Source organism: Kitasatospora sp. MMS16-BH015 (assembly GCF_002943525.1).
Taxonomy (GTDB): Bacteria; Actinomycetota; Actinomycetes; order Streptomycetales; family Streptomycetaceae; genus Kitasatospora.
On record NZ_CP025394.1, the window covers coordinates 4,283,914 to 4,298,328 of the forward strand.

At 72.0% G+C, this 14,415-nt stretch carries 14 protein-coding genes; 3 read left to right on the plus strand and 11 right to left on the minus strand.

The window, feature by feature from the left end; all coding sequences use genetic code 11:
* Positions 1 to 101 precede the first annotated feature (101 nt).
* The 3 genes from CFP65_RS18540 to CFP65_RS18550 all read left to right on the plus strand — a co-directional run bounded on the left by CFP65_RS18540 (position 102) and on the right by CFP65_RS18550 (position 2,783).
* On the plus strand, positions 102 to 1,301 hold the full coding sequence (locus CFP65_RS18540) for a glycosyltransferase family 2 protein (RefSeq protein WP_158702236.1): 1,200 nt from the start codon (positions 102 to 104) through the stop codon (positions 1,299 to 1,301).
* A 13-nt stretch (positions 1,302 to 1,314) separates the two neighbouring features.
* Positions 1,315 to 1,500 (plus strand): hypothetical protein, encoded by a 186-nt coding sequence (locus CFP65_RS18545; RefSeq protein ID WP_104817156.1) that lies wholly within the window; start codon positions 1,315 to 1,317, stop codon positions 1,498 to 1,500.
* Between the two features lie 113 nt (positions 1,501 to 1,613).
* Complete coding sequence (locus CFP65_RS18550; RefSeq protein WP_104817157.1) at positions 1,614 to 2,783, plus strand: pyridoxal phosphate-dependent aminotransferase; 1,170 nt, start codon at positions 1,614 to 1,616, stop codon at positions 2,781 to 2,783.
* Positions 2,784 to 3,002: 219 nt separating this feature from the next.
* Here the strand turns inward: CFP65_RS18550 and CFP65_RS18555 are convergent, their stop codons facing one another.
* The 11 genes from CFP65_RS18555 to CFP65_RS18605 all read right to left on the minus strand — a co-directional run bounded on the left by CFP65_RS18555 (position 3,003) and on the right by CFP65_RS18605 (position 14,017).
* On the minus strand, positions 3,003 to 3,707 hold the full coding sequence (locus CFP65_RS18555; RefSeq protein ID WP_104817158.1) for a hypothetical protein: 705 nt from the start codon (positions 3,705 to 3,707) through the stop codon (positions 3,003 to 3,005).
* Positions 3,708 to 3,716: 9 nt separating this feature from the next.
* Positions 3,717 to 4,031, minus strand: a complete 315-nt coding sequence (locus CFP65_RS18560; protein ID WP_104817159.1) for a hypothetical protein — start codon at positions 4,029 to 4,031, stop codon at positions 3,717 to 3,719.
* Between the two features lie 50 nt (positions 4,032 to 4,081).
* A complete protein-coding gene (locus CFP65_RS18565) occupies positions 4,082 to 5,095 on the minus strand; it encodes a hypothetical protein (RefSeq protein WP_104817160.1) in 1,014 nt (337 codons plus the stop codon).
* Positions 5,092 to 5,640: a hypothetical protein gene (locus CFP65_RS39025; protein ID WP_158702237.1), complete on the minus strand. Its 549-nt coding sequence runs from the start codon at positions 5,638 to 5,640 to the stop codon at positions 5,092 to 5,094. Before CFP65_RS39025 ends, CFP65_RS18565 begins: the two co-directional genes overlap by 4 nt.
* A gap of 197 nt (positions 5,641 to 5,837) precedes the next feature.
* Positions 5,838 to 7,109: a multidrug effflux MFS transporter gene (locus CFP65_RS18575; protein WP_104817162.1), complete on the minus strand. Its 1,272-nt coding sequence runs from the start codon at positions 7,107 to 7,109 to the stop codon at positions 5,838 to 5,840.
* Positions 7,102 to 8,064, minus strand: coding sequence for a DUF6282 family protein (locus CFP65_RS40005; RefSeq protein WP_254552450.1), 963 nt, complete (start codon positions 8,062 to 8,064; stop codon positions 7,102 to 7,104). Before CFP65_RS40005 ends, CFP65_RS18575 begins: the two co-directional genes overlap by 8 nt.
* The gene (locus tag CFP65_RS40010; protein WP_104817163.1) at positions 8,054 to 8,824 is read right to left on the minus strand and encodes an RraA family protein; all 771 of its coding nucleotides are present in this window, start codon (positions 8,822 to 8,824) and stop codon (positions 8,054 to 8,056) included. Before CFP65_RS40010 ends, CFP65_RS40005 begins: the two co-directional genes overlap by 11 nt.
* The gene (locus CFP65_RS18590; protein ID WP_104817164.1) at positions 8,824 to 11,043 is read right to left on the minus strand and encodes an isocitrate/isopropylmalate family dehydrogenase; all 2,220 of its coding nucleotides are present in this window, start codon (positions 11,041 to 11,043) and stop codon (positions 8,824 to 8,826) included. The genes CFP65_RS40010 and CFP65_RS18590 overlap by 1 nt, the downstream gene beginning before the upstream one ends.
* Positions 11,040 to 11,888 (minus strand): alpha/beta fold hydrolase, encoded by an 849-nt coding sequence (locus CFP65_RS18595; protein WP_104817165.1) that lies wholly within the window; start codon positions 11,886 to 11,888, stop codon positions 11,040 to 11,042. Before CFP65_RS18595 ends, CFP65_RS18590 begins: the two co-directional genes overlap by 4 nt.
* The gene (locus CFP65_RS18600; protein ID WP_158702238.1) at positions 11,885 to 12,820 is read right to left on the minus strand and encodes a 3-hydroxy-3-methylglutaryl-CoA lyase; all 936 of its coding nucleotides are present in this window, start codon (positions 12,818 to 12,820) and stop codon (positions 11,885 to 11,887) included. Before CFP65_RS18600 ends, CFP65_RS18595 begins: the two co-directional genes overlap by 4 nt.
* A gap of 288 nt (positions 12,821 to 13,108) precedes the next feature.
* Positions 13,109 to 14,017 (minus strand): LysR family transcriptional regulator, encoded by a 909-nt coding sequence (locus tag CFP65_RS18605; protein WP_104817167.1) that lies wholly within the window; start codon positions 14,015 to 14,017, stop codon positions 13,109 to 13,111.
* Between the last annotated feature and the right edge of the window lie 398 nt (positions 14,018 to 14,415).

Genomic DNA, 14,415 nt, shown 5'->3' on the forward strand with positions numbered 1-14,415 from the left:
CACGATTCGGGTCACCCTCGTTCAACTCCGGGATCACAGCCCGCCGGAGGTCCACCTGATCCTGTGGAGGCCATCGCAGATGAATCACGGGGAGAGAGACCTTGGCAGGCACCACTGCGCGCCGCGAGCGGGCCCGGGCCACGCGCAGCGACGCGTCCCAGGCGGCGCGCAGCCGGCACCGGAGAGGCCGTACCGCCCTGGTCGAGCCGGGGAGCACCGCGCACTACGACACGGTGATCCTGGTCCCGGCGCGGAACGAGGAGGCCGGGGTGCTCACCTCGCTGAACTCGCTGGCCGCCCAGAGCCGCCGCCCCGACCTGATCATCGTGGTGGTCAACAACTCCACCGACCGCACCGAGCAGTTCGCCCAGCAGTTCGCCGATGACCCGCGGACGCCGGCCACCGTGGTGCTCAACCTCCCGGAGAACCCGCACAAGAAGGCCGGGGCGCTCAACCACGGCCTCGACTGGCTCCGCCAGGCCGTCGGCGGCCGGCTCACCGGCGCCGTCCGGCACGTCCTGGTGATGGACGCCGACACCGAGCTGCACCCCAAGTTCATCGAGCGGGCGCGCAACGTGATCTCCTCCGGCCCCGAGATCGGCGGCGTCAGCGCCGCCTGCCTGGGCCGGACCGACCTCTGGCGCAGCCCCTGGCAGCGCTACCTGCTCGGCATGCAGATCATCGAGTACGGCCGCGCCGCCAACTCCCGCTACCGCCGCGACGTGCACACCATGTCCGGCGCCGGCTCGTTCTACCGGGCCGAGGCCCTGCAGAGCCTGATCGACTGGCGCGGCGAGGTCTTCTGGGAGGACCACCGCAACCTGGTCGAGGACTACGAGACCACCCTGGCGCTCAAGGAGTCTGGCTGGAAGGTCACCGCCAACCAGCTCTGCATCGCCTACACCGACCTGATGCCGACCCTGCGCGAGCTCATCCAGCAGCGCGAGCGCTGGAGCCGCGGCACCGTCGACACCCTGCGCAACCGGGGCTGGACGAAGTTCACCTGGCACTCGATCACCACCCTGATCCTCGGCCTGCTCGGCGGCATCTACGTACTGACCTGGGGCACCGGCCAACTCTGGCTGCTCGCCCGGCACGGCGTCTCCCACCAGCCGCTCTTCTGGGCCCTGGTCGGATTCTGGATCGTCTATCCGGCACTTCGGGTACGGAACCTCGGCTGGAAGGCGATGCTGGTCGAAGCCTCGCTCATTCCGGAATTGGTCTACACCGTGGTCCGGACCTATTGGCTGCTGTCCTCCATCGTGAAGTCCTACGTGACTCGCGTCTCCGCCTGGAAATGAGCAGGAAGCTCAAATGAATTCCCTCAAGGGCCTGGGGATCTGCATCGTCCTCGCGAGCCTCGCCTTCGCGCTGACCCAGATCTCCGACGTCGACCGCGTGCTCCTCGGCGTGAGCATCGCCATCATCGCCGTCTCCCTGATCACCTACGTCGCCTCGATCCGCCGCAAGCGCCGCGACCGCCGCATCGCCGGCGGCTGACCGGCCCGCCCCGACCGGGCGGTTCACACTTGTCGCGACCCGGCCCGCCCCAGATGATGGGCACGATCGCTGAGCACAGCGCCGTTGCCGTGCCGAGCCGTGAGGAGCCGTTGATGGGTGCGAGGCCGCTGCTGAACCGCCGACTGGCGGGGATGGGTACGACGATCTTCGCGGAGATGTCCGCACTGGCCGTCGCCACCGGGTCGATCAACCTGGGGCAGGGCTTCCCGGACACCGACGGGCCGGAGGAGGTCCGGGAGGCGGCCGTCCGGGCACTGCGCGAGGGCAAGGGCAACCAGTACCCGCCGGGGCCCGGCATCCCCGAGCTGCGCCAGGCCATCGCCGAACACCAGCAGCGCTTCTACGGGTTGAGCTACGACCCGGACACCGAGGTGCTGGTCACGGCCGGTGCCACCGAGGCGATCGCCGCCACCCTGCTCGCCCTGCTCGAACCCGGCGACGAGGTCATCGCCTTCGAGCCGTTCTACGACTCCTACGCGGCCTGCATCGCGATGGCCGGGGCCGAGCGCGTGCCGCTCACCCTCCGCGCCCCCGACTTCCGCCCCGACCTGGACGAGCTGCGCTCCCTGATCACCCCGCGCACCCGCCTGCTCCTGCTCAACACCCCGCACAACCCCACCGGCACCGTCCTGAGCCCCGACGAACTGCGCGTGATCGCCGAACTCGCCGTCGAGCACGACCTGTTGGTCGTCACCGACGAGGTCTACGAACACCTGGTCTTCGCCGGCACCCACCACCCGCTCGCCGCCCTCCCCGGCATGCGCGAGCGCACCGTTTCGATCTCCTCGGCCGGCAAGACCTTCTCCTTCACCGGCTGGAAGGTCGGCTGGGTCACCGCCCGCCCCGAGCTGGTCGCCGCCGTCCGCACCGCCAAGCAGTACCTCACCTTCGTCAGCGCCGGCCCCTTCCAGTACGCCGTCGCCGAGGCCCTGCGCCTGCCCGACTCCTACTTCGACACCTTCCGCGCCGACCTCACCCGCAAGCGCGACCTGCTCTCCGCGGGCCTGACCGCCGCCGGCTTCCACGTCTTCGAGCCCCAGGGCACCTACTTCATCACCACCGACATCACCCCCCTCGGCGAGCAGGACGGCATCGACTTCTGCCGCGCCCTCCCCACCCGCTGCGGCGTGGTCGCCATCCCCAACGCCGTCTTCTACGACAACACCGAAGCCGGCCGCAGCCACGTGCGATTCACCTTCTGCAAGCAGGATTCCGTGTTGCAGGAGGCCGTCGAACGACTCGCGAAGCTGCGGAGCAGCTGAGGCCGGCCGGCAGCAAGGGATCGGGCCCCGGGGCAGATGTCGGACCTCAGGCGCCGGGGACCCATCCGAGCGTCAGGTCGGCGAGGTTCACCGCGCGAACCCACCAGGCCCGCCGGCCGCCGGACCAGCGCACTTCCCGCTTCCGCGCGGGCCTCGCCCACCCGGACAAGCGGCGCGCCGGCGCGGCGGCGCATCCCCGTCCGTGCCGGGGCAACGTCGTCACTGCGGCGCCAGGGGCATCGCCTCGAAGCCGTCGAAGAGGTAGGCGTAGACCTGGGCGAGGTAGCCGGCTAGTTCCCGCTCGTCGGCGAACCGCACGTGGGTGAGGGCGGCCCACCGGTCGACGGCGGGCGGGCGCCGGGCCAGGTGCAGCAGCCCGGCCCGGACGGTCTCACGGTAGTCGGGCCAGGCCGAGTCGAAGGTGCCGCGCAGCAGACCCAGGTCGTCCACCGCCTCGACGCCGAGCAACCCCGCGCAGAAGTGCACGAACCGCCGATCCACGCCCGGCACGTCCAGGCCGAGGTCGGCGAGCGGGACGGTGGTGGCGTCGACGACCCCGCCGGGGTACGGGTAGAGCGTGGTGTTCAGGAGGTCGTCCTCCTCCGCTGGGCCAGCCGCACCCACACCCTCCGCCGGACGGTAGACGCCGTACAACAGGCCGAGGGTGAGGAAATCCCCACGCACGTAGTTGATTTCACCATCGGATCCGTACGGCTCCGCCGGGTCGATGGCGATCGCGGTGGCCTTGCCCAGGCAATTCAGGAACGGACCGTAGACCGCCTCGAACGGCAGGATCGGGGCGAGATCGTGGTCCTTGAGCGCGGCCGCGCGGAGGGCGTCCTCGGCCTGGACGAGGGCCTCTTCGGAATCGAAGCGCGTCGCCCACGGGCCGGTGCGCGGCGGAAGTTCGTCTCTGGTGGGCATGCGGCTCCCTCAGGGGGCGATCGGCGCCTCGGCCCGGCCCCCATAGAAGTGGTCGTGCAGTTCCTGGAGGTACGCATAGAGCTCGTCCTCGGACCGGAAGGAGTACCGGGTGAGGCTCCACCATTCCTTGACGGAGGCGGGCCGTCGTTCGAGCAGGTAGTCGAGGCTGACGCGCAGGCGCGCGGCGTGATCGTCCTCCGCCCGTGCCTCCGCCCGGTACACCCCGATGTCGTCGATCAGCTCGGGGTGGAAGGCGTTCTTGTAGAACTCCCGGAGCCTCGGATCGTCGTGCCAGCCCGGAATGTCCCACGCCGTCCAGCCCATCGGAAATCACCGCCATCGGGTCGATCGTCACCATCAGCCGAGTCGCGCCATCATATCCCTTGATGTCGCGACCTGTTGTGCTTGAAAACTGGCTCCGGGAACATCGTGTGGAGCTTGAACCCGCCGTTTCCGTCCGGCTCGTAGACCGCCTTCACGGTGGCGTTCTTGAAGTTGACCTCCTTGTAATTCACCGCACCGTTGTGGTCGAACGGCTGGTCCGGATCGATGTAATAGCCACGGAACTTCCCGGTGTGCCCGCCCGGTCCCCAGGCATCGCTCGGGGCGAACTCCACCACTTGACGGCCCGGCCAGCTCGGGTCCAGTCGGGAGCGTGCGTACTCGTCGGCATAGACGTACGACTCGTTGTCCTTGAACGCCGTGGAGTAGGACTCGCACCGGTGCCGGTTCGGCGGGCCCTTCTCGGCGTCGTAGTAGAGGTCCGGCGGGGTCGGCCGTCCCGGGGTGCCGGGCGGCCCGTGCAGCGGGTCGACCTTGTCGGTGGACCGCACGTAGCCGGTGTTCGGGTCCTTGGCGACCGTGCGGTTGTGCTGCGGCCCCTCCATCACCGGCGTGCCCAGGCGGTCCTTGAGCTGCTGGTCCGTCACGTCGAGGTGACGGCCCACGCCGTGGCCCTGGGAGCGCAGCTCCTCCACCCGCTCGTCGATCCGACGGTGGTAGAGCTGCCGCAGGGCCTTCCGGCCCGGCACGGACTGGCCTGGTTCGAGGTTCTTGACGCCCTCCTTCGCCAGGGAGGTGGCATTGTTCTGGAGACTGCGGTGGACGGCGCCCTCGGCTTCGTCCAGGTTCTTCTTGGTGATCTCGAGGCCGTGCCCGATCGACCGATGGCCACCGGCCATCGCCTTCGACATGTCACTGATCATCGAGTCGAGCACCGGCCGGACGGCCTTGTCGACGATCTGCCCCAGCTTGCCCCTCCCCAGCACCTTGCCCCGGGTTGCCGTGTCCAGGTCCCGCGAGTGCCGCTCGACGGTGGCCGCGTGCTCGTGCGCCCGGCCGGCCGCCTGGCTCAGTGCGGACCGGTTGGCCCGGAATCCCTTGCTCATCGCCCACCCCCGTCACCCAGCGCCGCCTCGACCCCGTGGAACACCAGGCCGGAGACCGCGTTGCCGATGGCCTGCTGAAAGGGCTCGACCGCAGTGGAGACGAGCCGGCCGATGATCTCGCTCTCGATCTGCTGGAGCACGGCGTTCACGATCCGCTTGCCGACCTCCACGATCGCGGCCTCGGCCGCGGCGGCCGCCCCGAAGGTCACCGCGGCTGCCGCAGCCGCGGCGGCCAGCTCGGCCGCCATCGCGACCAGCTGGCCGATCACCACGCCCTTGGCCACGATCACCGCGTCCGCGGCCACCTCCAGAGCGGCTGCCAGCACACCGCAGCCGTCGATCAGCACGGTCATGTGGCCGGTGGAGGCCTGGCCCCAGCGTTCGAGCAGGGCCTCGTAGGAGGCACCGTCGTACGCCTCGCCGGAGTTGCGGAGCAGTGAGTCCGTCCCTTCGTGGGCCTCCGTCAGCCCCTTCGCGAATTGGCGGACGTGCCCGGCCCATTCGCGCATCTCGTCCTCGTCCACATCAGGCCAATTCAGGCCCATCAAATTCATGATCCAGACGAATTCCGAGGGCAACTCGATCGACACCCGTCCCCCTCCAGGCGTTGGCCGCAGCGCGGTGCTCGGAAAACCGCGCATGACATCCAGTCACATTTCGTGCTCGGTGTCCATAGCCGGACCGCCGTGCACCGGAATTCCCGGGGCGCGGCGGTCAGGGGCAGGTGTGGTGTCGCGACCTCTCAGGAGGCCATCGCCTTCGGCCGCTCCGGCTCGGTGGGCTGGGTGAGCGGGGTCGCGGTCGGGGTGGCCGGGCGGCGGGTGAGGAAGGTGAAGAGGAGGGCGCCGAGGAGGGCGGCGATGGTGACGAACCAGCCGAGGCCGGCCAGGTTGCCCTGGGGGAGGCGGCTGGCGATGAAGATGCCGAGGGAGGCGCCGGAGAGTTGGAGGGCGCCCATCAGGCCGGAGGCGGAGCCGGCCACGGTGCGGAAGTTGGTGACGCCGGCGCTCATCGAGAGGGGGAGGAGGAAGCCGTTGCCGAGGGTCATCACCGGCATGAAGAGCAGGATCAGCAGGCCCCAGGGGCGGCCCGCGCCGGAGAGGCCCAGGGCGAGCACGAGCAGGGCGCCGGTGAGGAAGAAGGCGTGGCCCCGCAGCAGCAGCCGGTTCACCGGCTGGGTGCGGATCAGCTTGCGCGACCAGAGGTTGCCGAGCACGTAGGCCACCGAGACGGTGATGTAGCAGTAGCTGGTCGCGGCGGTGGACAGGCCCATCCGCTGGAAGAGCAGCGGCGAGACCGCCAGGTAGCCGAAGTAACCGCCGTACGCCACCACCAGGTTGCCGGTGTAGGCCCAGAACAGGGGGGTGCGGAGCAGCTGCGGGTAGACCTTGATGGTGGCGGCCAGCCGCCGGGCCCGGCGCTCGCGCGGGAGGGTCTCGGGGATGGCGGCGAGCACGGTGACCAGGGTGGCCAGGCCGATGACCGCGGTGACCACGAACGGCGCCCGCCAGCTGACGTACTGGGTGAGGTAGCCACCGAGCAGCGGGGCCACCGAGGGCGAGATGCCGACGATCGGCATGATCGTGGTGAAGACCTGGGCGGCGGCCTTCTCCTCGTAGAGGTCGCTGATCACGGCCCGCCCGACCACCACGCCGGCCCCGGCGCCGAGCGCCTGGAGCAGGCGCCCCACGGTGAACACCGCGATGTCGGTGGAGGACGCGCAGAGCAGCGAGGCGACGGTGAACAGCCCGAGCCCGACCACGATCACCGGCTTGCGGCCGTACGCGTCGGAGAGCGGGCCGTAGACCGCCTGCGAGAAGGCGATGCCGATCATGAAGACGCTGAAGGTCCACTGCACCGAGGAGAGCGAGGCGCCGAGCGCGTGCGCGGCGATCGGGATGCCCGGCAGGTTGACGTCCGAGGCGAACAGGCCGGCCGCGCTGAGCGAGACCAGCACGCAGAGCAGCAGCGCGTACGGAGTCCGCGGGCCTGCGCCGACTACCTGGCTAGACATCGGAGTTCTCCTTTCCGAGCCCCAGCAGCTGGGCCGGGGTGTCGCGGGTGATCTCGCGGACGCGCTGCGGGTCCAGACCGAAGCGGGCGAACCAACTCGCGCTCAGCGCGAGCCAGTCGGCCACGTCCGGCTGGGATGGCTGGCCGAGGTCCGAGCTGTAGACGGTGCGCGGCAGCAGGGTGAGCACCTGCCGGAAGTCCTCCTCGCTCTGGTAGCCGAGCAGGTAGGTGAGCGCCGTCTGCTCGGTGTAGACCATGGGGGCCAGGGCGAGTTCGGCCAGGTCGCGGTAGCGCAGCCCGGTCATCGGGCTGGCCGGCTGGTTGAGCATCAACGCCGGGAGCTCCAGCTCCACCGCGGCGTCCACCAGGCGCCGCACCTCGTCTCCGCTGGCGTGACCGGTGGAGACGACCAAGTCCAAGTCCTTTGCCATGCGCAGGATTTCGAGGACCACCGGACGCAGCCGGCCGTCCTCCTCGGAGACGGTGAGCGGCGGCATCGGGTGCGCGGCCAGGTGCGGGTGGCCCGGGTCGCGGGCCAGCCGGCTGGTGTGCGGCCGGCCGGTGACGGTCGGCAGGTGGACGATCAAGCGGGCCCCGCCGCCGTCCCCGTGCCGGTAGTAACTGCCCAGCACCACCTGCGGGTCGAGCCCGCCGGCCGGGCTGTTGAGGACGGTGGAGCCGGAGACCGGCTGCCCCTGCTCCCGGGCCTCCCGGGCCTGGGCAGCGGTGCAGCCGAGGTGGTTCTTGAGCACCACCCAGCCACCGTGCTCCGCGTACCGGCGCCCGGCCGCCACGGCGCTGTGGCGGCGGCGGTACGCGTCCGGGTCGGCGTGGTAGTGCACGTCCACGAAGGCGGCGTCCGCGAGCCGCGGACCAGCAGCGCCGGCAGTGCCCGGGACGCCGAGCCCACGGCCGTCGGTGGGACCGAGCCCCAGCGAGTAGAGGTCACCGGACACCGTCGACCCCCTCCGAACCCGAAGCCGCGCCAGTGCCAGTGCCCGCGCCAGTGCCCGCGCCCGCGCCCGCGCCCAGCCCCTCCCAGGGGCGGTCGTAGCGGTAGGCGGCCCGGGCCTCGTCCAGCCGGGAGCCCGCCTCCACGGCCGCCCGGATCCGGCGCTCGGTGGCGTCCACCCGCTCGGCCCGGTCGACCACCTCGGCCAGCCGCGCGGCCGGCACGCAGAGCACGCCGTTGTCGTCGGCGAAGATCAGGTCACCGGGGGCGACGGCGGTGCCGCCGATCTCCAACTCCACCTGCACCCGGTCGAGTTCGACCCGGTTCTTGCCGCTCACCATGGTCACCCCGGTGCTGTGCAGCGGGTAGCCCAGCTCCCGGACCTCGGCCAGATCCCGGGCCGAGCCGTGCAGGACTGTGCCCGCCAGACCCCGGGAGCGGGCCACCGCGGTAAGCAGTGAGCCCCAGTTGGTGCAGGTCAGGCTGCCGCCGTTGTCGATCACCACGACGGCCCCGGCGGGCACCTCGTCCAGGTAGTTGGCCGCGTTGCGGAAGCCCGCCCGGTCGGCCACCGGCCGGTAGCGGACGGTATAGGCGGGGCCGAAGGCCACCGCTCCGGGGACACGGGCCGCCAGGCCCGGCAGTACTCCGGCGATGCCGAGGCTGTCCAGCGCGTCGGAGAGGGCGGCGGTGTCCAGGCGGGCGAGCCGCTCACGCGACACCCCGGTGGCGACCGGGTGGGCGGCAAGGTCGACGGTGCTCATCAGTGGTCCTTTCCCAGCGTCGGGGTGTACAGCGAACGCAGCCCGCGCAGCACGCTCCAGGCCACGAACTCGGCGGCGTAGTCGAAGACTTCGGGCCCACGTCGGGGCACGACCAGGGCGTAGTCACGGTGGCCGGCCACCGTCTCGACGGTGCAGTGCATCGCCAAGGAGCCCGTCCAGCGGTCGGGTTCGGGCTGCTCGCCCTCCGCCCAGGCCCGGACGGTGACCGGGTGCGCCGCGCCCTGGGTGGGGCGCAGGGCCGTGCCGAACAGCTTCTCGGCCCTGCCCCCGGTCAGCCGGTCGTCCAGCTCCACCGTCGCGGTGCTCAACCCGGCCAGCAGCTCGGCGAGTTCCTCGCCGGCCGAGCGGCCGCGGCGGCTCACCACGTGGCCGTCGAGCAGCTCGCTGATCCGCTTCTCCAGGCCGGGGAGGGTGCGGGTGGGCAGCGAGATGTCCACGTAGGGGTAGGTCCAGCGGTACGCGGGCGAGAGCCGGGCCACTCCCTCGGCCGCGATCGCCTCGTCCACGGCGGCGGCCACGTCGGACTCGATCAGCCCGATGGTGCGCCACCGCGGCCACTCCGGCTGGGGCTTGGCGGGGGCGATCCGCTCCAGCAGGGTGCGCAGCATCGGCAGGCACTCCTTCGGCGGGCCGGGGAGCATCACCACCTTGGTGCCGTCCTGGTCGGTGAGCGAACCCCAGGCGGTGCCGTTCTCGTTCGGCAGCAGCTCGCTGCCGGCCGGGAAGAGCGCCTGCCGCTCGTTGTCGGGGTGCACCACCAGGCCGAACCGCTCCAGCCGCTCCACCACGGCCGCCCAGGCCTCGGCGCTGTGGTCCAGCGGCCGGCCGAGCGCCTGGGCCACGCCCTGGCGGGTGCGGTCGTCGGAGGTCGGGCCGAGGCCGCCGATCACCACCAGCAGGTCGTGGCCGAGCAGTTCGGCCACCCCGCCGGAGATGTCGGCCTCGCCGTCGCCCACCGTGCGGCGGGCCCGGGTGCGGAAGCCGTGGGTGCGCAGCAGCTTGCCGGCCTGGCTCGCGTTGGTGTCCACCACGTCGCCGTTCAGCAGCTCGTCGCCGACGGTGAGCACGGCGGCGGTGGGCTCCCGGCTGTCGTCGGTGCAGGCGGCCACCACGGCGGCGGCCGTCTCGGCGGTGCCGGCCGAGCCGCCGAGGTCGTAGGTGAGCACCTCGCCGCGGCGCAGCACCGAGCGGACGGCCCGCGGGATCTCCCGGGCGGCCTCGGCCAGGCCCAGGTGGTCCAGCATCATCGCCAGGGTGAGCATCATCGCGGCCGGGTTGGCCCGGTCCCGCCCGGCCAGGTGCGGGGCGCTGCCGTGCACCGGCTCGAAGTAGCTGCCGGCCGCACCGATGTTGCCGCTCGGGGCCAGCCCGAGGCCGCCCATCACGCCGGCCCCGAGGTCGGAGAGGATGTCGCCGTACATGTTCTCGGCCACGATCACGCCGAACCGCTCGGGGCGGCGCACCAGCCAGAGCGCGACGGCGTCCACGTTCTGCACCTCGGCGGTGATGCCGGGGTACTCGGTGGCCACCCGCTCCAACACCTCGCGGGCGAACTGGCCGCTCTCCCGCAGCACGTTGGGCTTGTCGGCCCAGGTGACCAGGGTGTGGTCGTTGGCCCGGGCGTACTCGAAGGCGTACCGGATCAGCTGCTCCAGGCCGTACCGGGTGAGCAGCCGCAGGCTCACGGCCGAGCCGCCGGGGCCGCTGGCGGCGGCGTTGGGGTGGCTGCCGACCAGGGTGCCGAGCTCGCCGGGCAAGGCCGCCCCGGCGTAGTCGAAGCCCGCGTACAGGCCCTCGGTGTTCTCCCGGATCACCGCGAACCGGTACGGGCGGCCCCGGCCCAGGTGGTTCTCCACCGGGCGGACGTTGGCGTACAGGCCCAGCCGCTGGCGGAGTTGGACCACCGGTGAGACGTACCGCAGGCCCCGACCGCGCAGCGCGGGGTCGAGCTCGGCCTCGGCCTCGCGCGGCGGCTTGCTGGTGACGGCGCCGACCAGCGCGGTGTCGGTGGCGGCGAGCAGCTCCCAGGTGCGGGCCGGGACGGGGTCGCCCTCGCGCTGCCAGCACTTCCAGCCGAGGTCGCCGTGGATCAGCTCCACCGGTGCACCCAGCACGTCGAGCACCGGCAGGGCGGCGTCCACGACCTCGCGGCCGATGCCGTCACCCGGCAGGACGGCGATCTTCTTGGTTGGTGTCACGGTGCCACTCCCTCGAGGCCCTCAAGTGCTGCCAGGAACTCCCGGACGGCTCGTGCGACGAACTCCGGGCTGTCGTACTGCGGCCGCATCCCGGCTCCCGGGACGGCGACCGCGCTGATCTGGGGGTGCCGGCCCGGCACGGCGTGCCGGAGGCCGACCAACTGCGAGCTTTCGCCGTAGAGATGGAGCTGGCGTCCGGTCAACTCATGCGCGTACTTGGTGAGATCGAGGCCGCGCAGCAGGCCGAGACCCTGGGCTATTCGCTCCGCCCCGGCCGAAGGCACGGCCCCGTCCCGCACCGCCGGCACCGCCGGTCCGGCCGAGGCGCCCTCGGGAGTCACGTACCGCTCCAGCAAGCCGTACGCCGCGCCGAGCCGGCCATCGGCAGCCAGGGCGGCGATCTCGCCGAGCCGGGCGTCCAGCAGGCCGTCCGCCCGGCAGGGGGCGGAGAGCAGCAGGGCGGGCCGGGCCCGCAGTTCGGGCCGGGAGAGCAGGGCCAGGGCGGTGGCGCCGCCGAGGGCGGCACCCCCGATCAGGTCGACCGGACCGAGCCCCGCCACCACTGCCGCCCAGCGGTCCGCGAGCCCGCGGAGCACCGCGCCGGGCTCCTGCCCGATCCGGGCGAGCGATGCACCGGCCGACTCCCCGGCCAGCAGCGAGAGCGTGTCGCAGACGGTGACCCGGTAGCCGGCGGCGAGCAGCAGCTCGGTCACCGGGGCGAAGAACGCGCCCTCGTCCCAGACCGCCATCGCCGGGGAGAGCACCACCGCGTGCCGGGTGCCGCTGCCGCTGTCGCCGCCGCCGTCGGGAGCGGCGAACTGCGTGGTGACGGGGGCGGCGCTCACGCGACCGGCACCGCGTGGGCGAGGACGGCGGCCGCGGCGAACTGGTCGGCGATCTGGTGCCCGTCGAGCTCCGCCCGGTGCTCCACCGCGAGGTCGAACCAGCCCAACAGCAGGTCCGGCAGCGGGAGTTCGGGGGTGGATTCGGCCACCGAGGCGGCCAGCCGCTCGGCCAGCGCGAGCGAGGTGCCGAGGTCGTAGCCGGTGCCGGCGTCCCGGCGAGTGAGGTAGGCCAGCCACTGCTCGGTGGCCAGGTTGCCCGGGCCCTTGCCCATGCCGAGCACCGAGGCGTCGATCCAGGTCGCGCCCGCCTCCACGGCGGCGATCGAATTGGCCAGTGCCAGGCCGAGGTTGTTGTGCGCGTGCAGGCCGATCGCGCTGGGCACCACGTGGCCCACCGAGGTGATCAGCCGCCTGGTCTCGTCCGGGGTGAGGCTGCCGTTGGAGTCGGCCAGGTAGATCACGTCGGTACCGAGATCGGCCACCTCGGCGGCGGCGTGCACGAGTTGGCGACGGTCCTGCTGGGTGACCCGGGTGAAGTTGACCGCCACGGTGAACCCGAGGTCCTTGGCCCGACGGACGGTGTCCACGCCGGCGCCGAACTCGGCGGCGTTGAGGCAGATCCGGACCAGCCGGGCGCCCGCCCGATACATCCGGTCGAGGTCGGTCGGGTCGACGTTCTTCGGGTGCAGGATCATGCCCACCCGGTCCGGGCCGATCAGGTCGGCGAAGGCCCGGATGTAGTCGTCCTCGCCGCGCCCGCTCGGGCCGATCCCGGGGATCGGCTTGAACGAGCCGTTGCGGTAGGCGATCTCGACCCACTCCAGCCCGGCACGGGCGCTGAGCTCGGCGTGGGTGCGGGCGTACTCCTCGGGGAAGGAGAAGTTGTTCCGGTAACCGCCGTCGCGCAGGGTGACATCAATGGTGGTGAGCATCGGTTTCTCCTCGACTGGGGGGTGTCGGCGGGAGGTACGGGTGCGGGGACGATTTCCTGGGCCCGTCACCACTTCACCAGCGGCGGAGCGGCCCATCAACGAGCACTTCGAGCTCGCACCGATCGTCCCCGTCGATCAATCGGAAAAGCCGACCGCCGACCCGCCGATCGATCGACTCGACCGATCAAAGCGACCGGTCAAGCCCGGCCGGAACGGTCGAAACGACCGGCCAGGGCGGTCAGGCGGGCCAGGCGGGCCGGGCGGGCCGGGCGGGCCGGGCGGGCCGCCTCAGCCCGCCGAGGCACCGGTCAGCAGCTCGCTGGCCGACTGGCAGGCCGCCACCAGCGGGCGCAGCCGCTCGGGCCGCAGGTCGGCGCGGACGGCCAGCCGGACGGGGACGGTGGGCCCGCCCTCGGCGAACTCGCGGAAGGCGATCCGGCGGGTCACGGCGGCGGCGGTGTTGTCCGCGTAGAAGACCGTCCAGGCGGCCTCGCCCATCGCCATCTCGGCGAAGGTGTCGTGCTGGGTGGTGAAGGGCTGGCCGATGATCGGCCGGAAGCCGGCCTCGGCGCAGGCGGTGACCACCAGGTCGTAGAGTGCGGCGTTCCGCTCCCGGGGGATGATCCGCAGCGGCAGGTCACGCAGTTGGCCCAGTGAGACGGCCGACTGTTCGGCCAGCGGGTGCCAGGCGGGCAGCGCGGCCACCAGCCGGTCCTCCCAGAGGCGGAGCAGCCGTAGGCCCGGCACGGTGGTGATGCCGCGCAGGAAGGCGCCGTCCAGCTTGCCGGTGCGCACCTGCTCGATCCGCTCGTCGCAGTCCAGGTTGGTGAACCGCACCTTGAGACCGGAGCCGTGCGCGGCCACCGCGTCCAGGAAGAGGTCGAGCCGGCTGCCCAGGCTGGTGCCGGTGCCGAGCAGCAGCGCGTCGCCCAGCGGGGCGGCCAGCGCGTGCGCCTCGGCGGTGAGCGCGTCCCCGGCGGCCAGCACCGCGCGGGCCCGGGGCAGCAGCCGGCGCCCGGCCGAGGAGAGCGCGACCACCCGGCTGGACCGGTCGAACAGACAGACGCCCAGCTCGCGCTCCAGCCGCCGCACCTGCTGGCTCACGGTGGACTGGACGATGTGCAGCCGCTCGGCCGCCCGTCCGAAGTGCAGCTCCTCCGCGACCATGACGAAGTACTGAAGCTGCCTGAGCTCCATCGCCGGCCCCCTCTACGCGCCCCCGGGGCGCGGCGGAGCCCCGGGCCCGTCGCGCGTCTTCCGTACGTCTTCCGTACACCAAGCTAGACCCGCCGCCGGAGCTCGATCAGCCGGCCGACCCGGTTCGCCAGACCTCGTCACATCATCCATCCATCGGATGGAGCACGCCCGCGCACTCTCAGCGCGCACGGCGCACGCCCGGGTTTTGGGGGCGCGCAGCGGACAGAGTCGTTCACCGGCGTGATCAGACCCTGTCGAGGCCGACGCCCAGACTGGTGAAAGCCCGACGAAGATGGGTAAATCCCTGACGGACCCGGAGAATTCGTGCTTCTCTGCTGCTGAATCTCCAGCCGGAATCCTTCCTTCCACGGTCGGCCGCGCCAGCCGCCGCACAGTCT

What these genes read in the sequence shown, in the direction of transcription:
- CFP65_RS18550 (WP_104817157.1), top strand. Translation starts at nt 1,614, where the DNA reads ATGGGTGCGAGGCCGCTGCTGAACCGCCGACTGGCGGGGATGGGTACG.
- CFP65_RS18545 (WP_104817156.1), top strand. Translation starts at nt 1,315, where the DNA reads ATGAATTCCCTCAAGGGCCTGGGGATCTGCATCGTCCTCGCGAGCCTC.
- CFP65_RS18605 (WP_104817167.1), bottom strand. Translation starts at nt 14,017, where the DNA reads ATGGAGCTCAGGCAGCTTCAGTACTTCGTCATGGTCGCGGAGGAGCTG.
- CFP65_RS39025 (WP_158702237.1), bottom strand. Translation starts at nt 5,640, where the DNA reads ATGGGCCTGAATTGGCCTGATGTGGACGAGGACGAGATGCGCGAATGG.
- CFP65_RS18565 (WP_104817160.1), bottom strand. Translation starts at nt 5,095, where the DNA reads ATGAGCAAGGGATTCCGGGCCAACCGGTCCGCACTGAGCCAGGCGGCC.
- CFP65_RS18555 (WP_104817158.1), bottom strand. Translation starts at nt 3,707, where the DNA reads ATGCCCACCAGAGACGAACTTCCGCCGCGCACCGGCCCGTGGGCGACG.
- CFP65_RS40010 (WP_104817163.1), bottom strand. Translation starts at nt 8,824, where the DNA reads ATGAGCACCGTCGACCTTGCCGCCCACCCGGTCGCCACCGGGGTGTCG.
- CFP65_RS18600 (WP_158702238.1), bottom strand. Translation starts at nt 12,820, where the DNA reads ATGCTCACCACCATTGATGTCACCCTGCGCGACGGCGGTTACCGGAAC.
- CFP65_RS18575 (WP_104817162.1), bottom strand. Translation starts at nt 7,109, where the DNA reads ATGTCTAGCCAGGTAGTCGGCGCAGGCCCGCGGACTCCGTACGCGCTG.
- CFP65_RS18560 (WP_104817159.1), bottom strand. Translation starts at nt 4,031, where the DNA reads ATGGGCTGGACGGCGTGGGACATTCCGGGCTGGCACGACGATCCGAGG.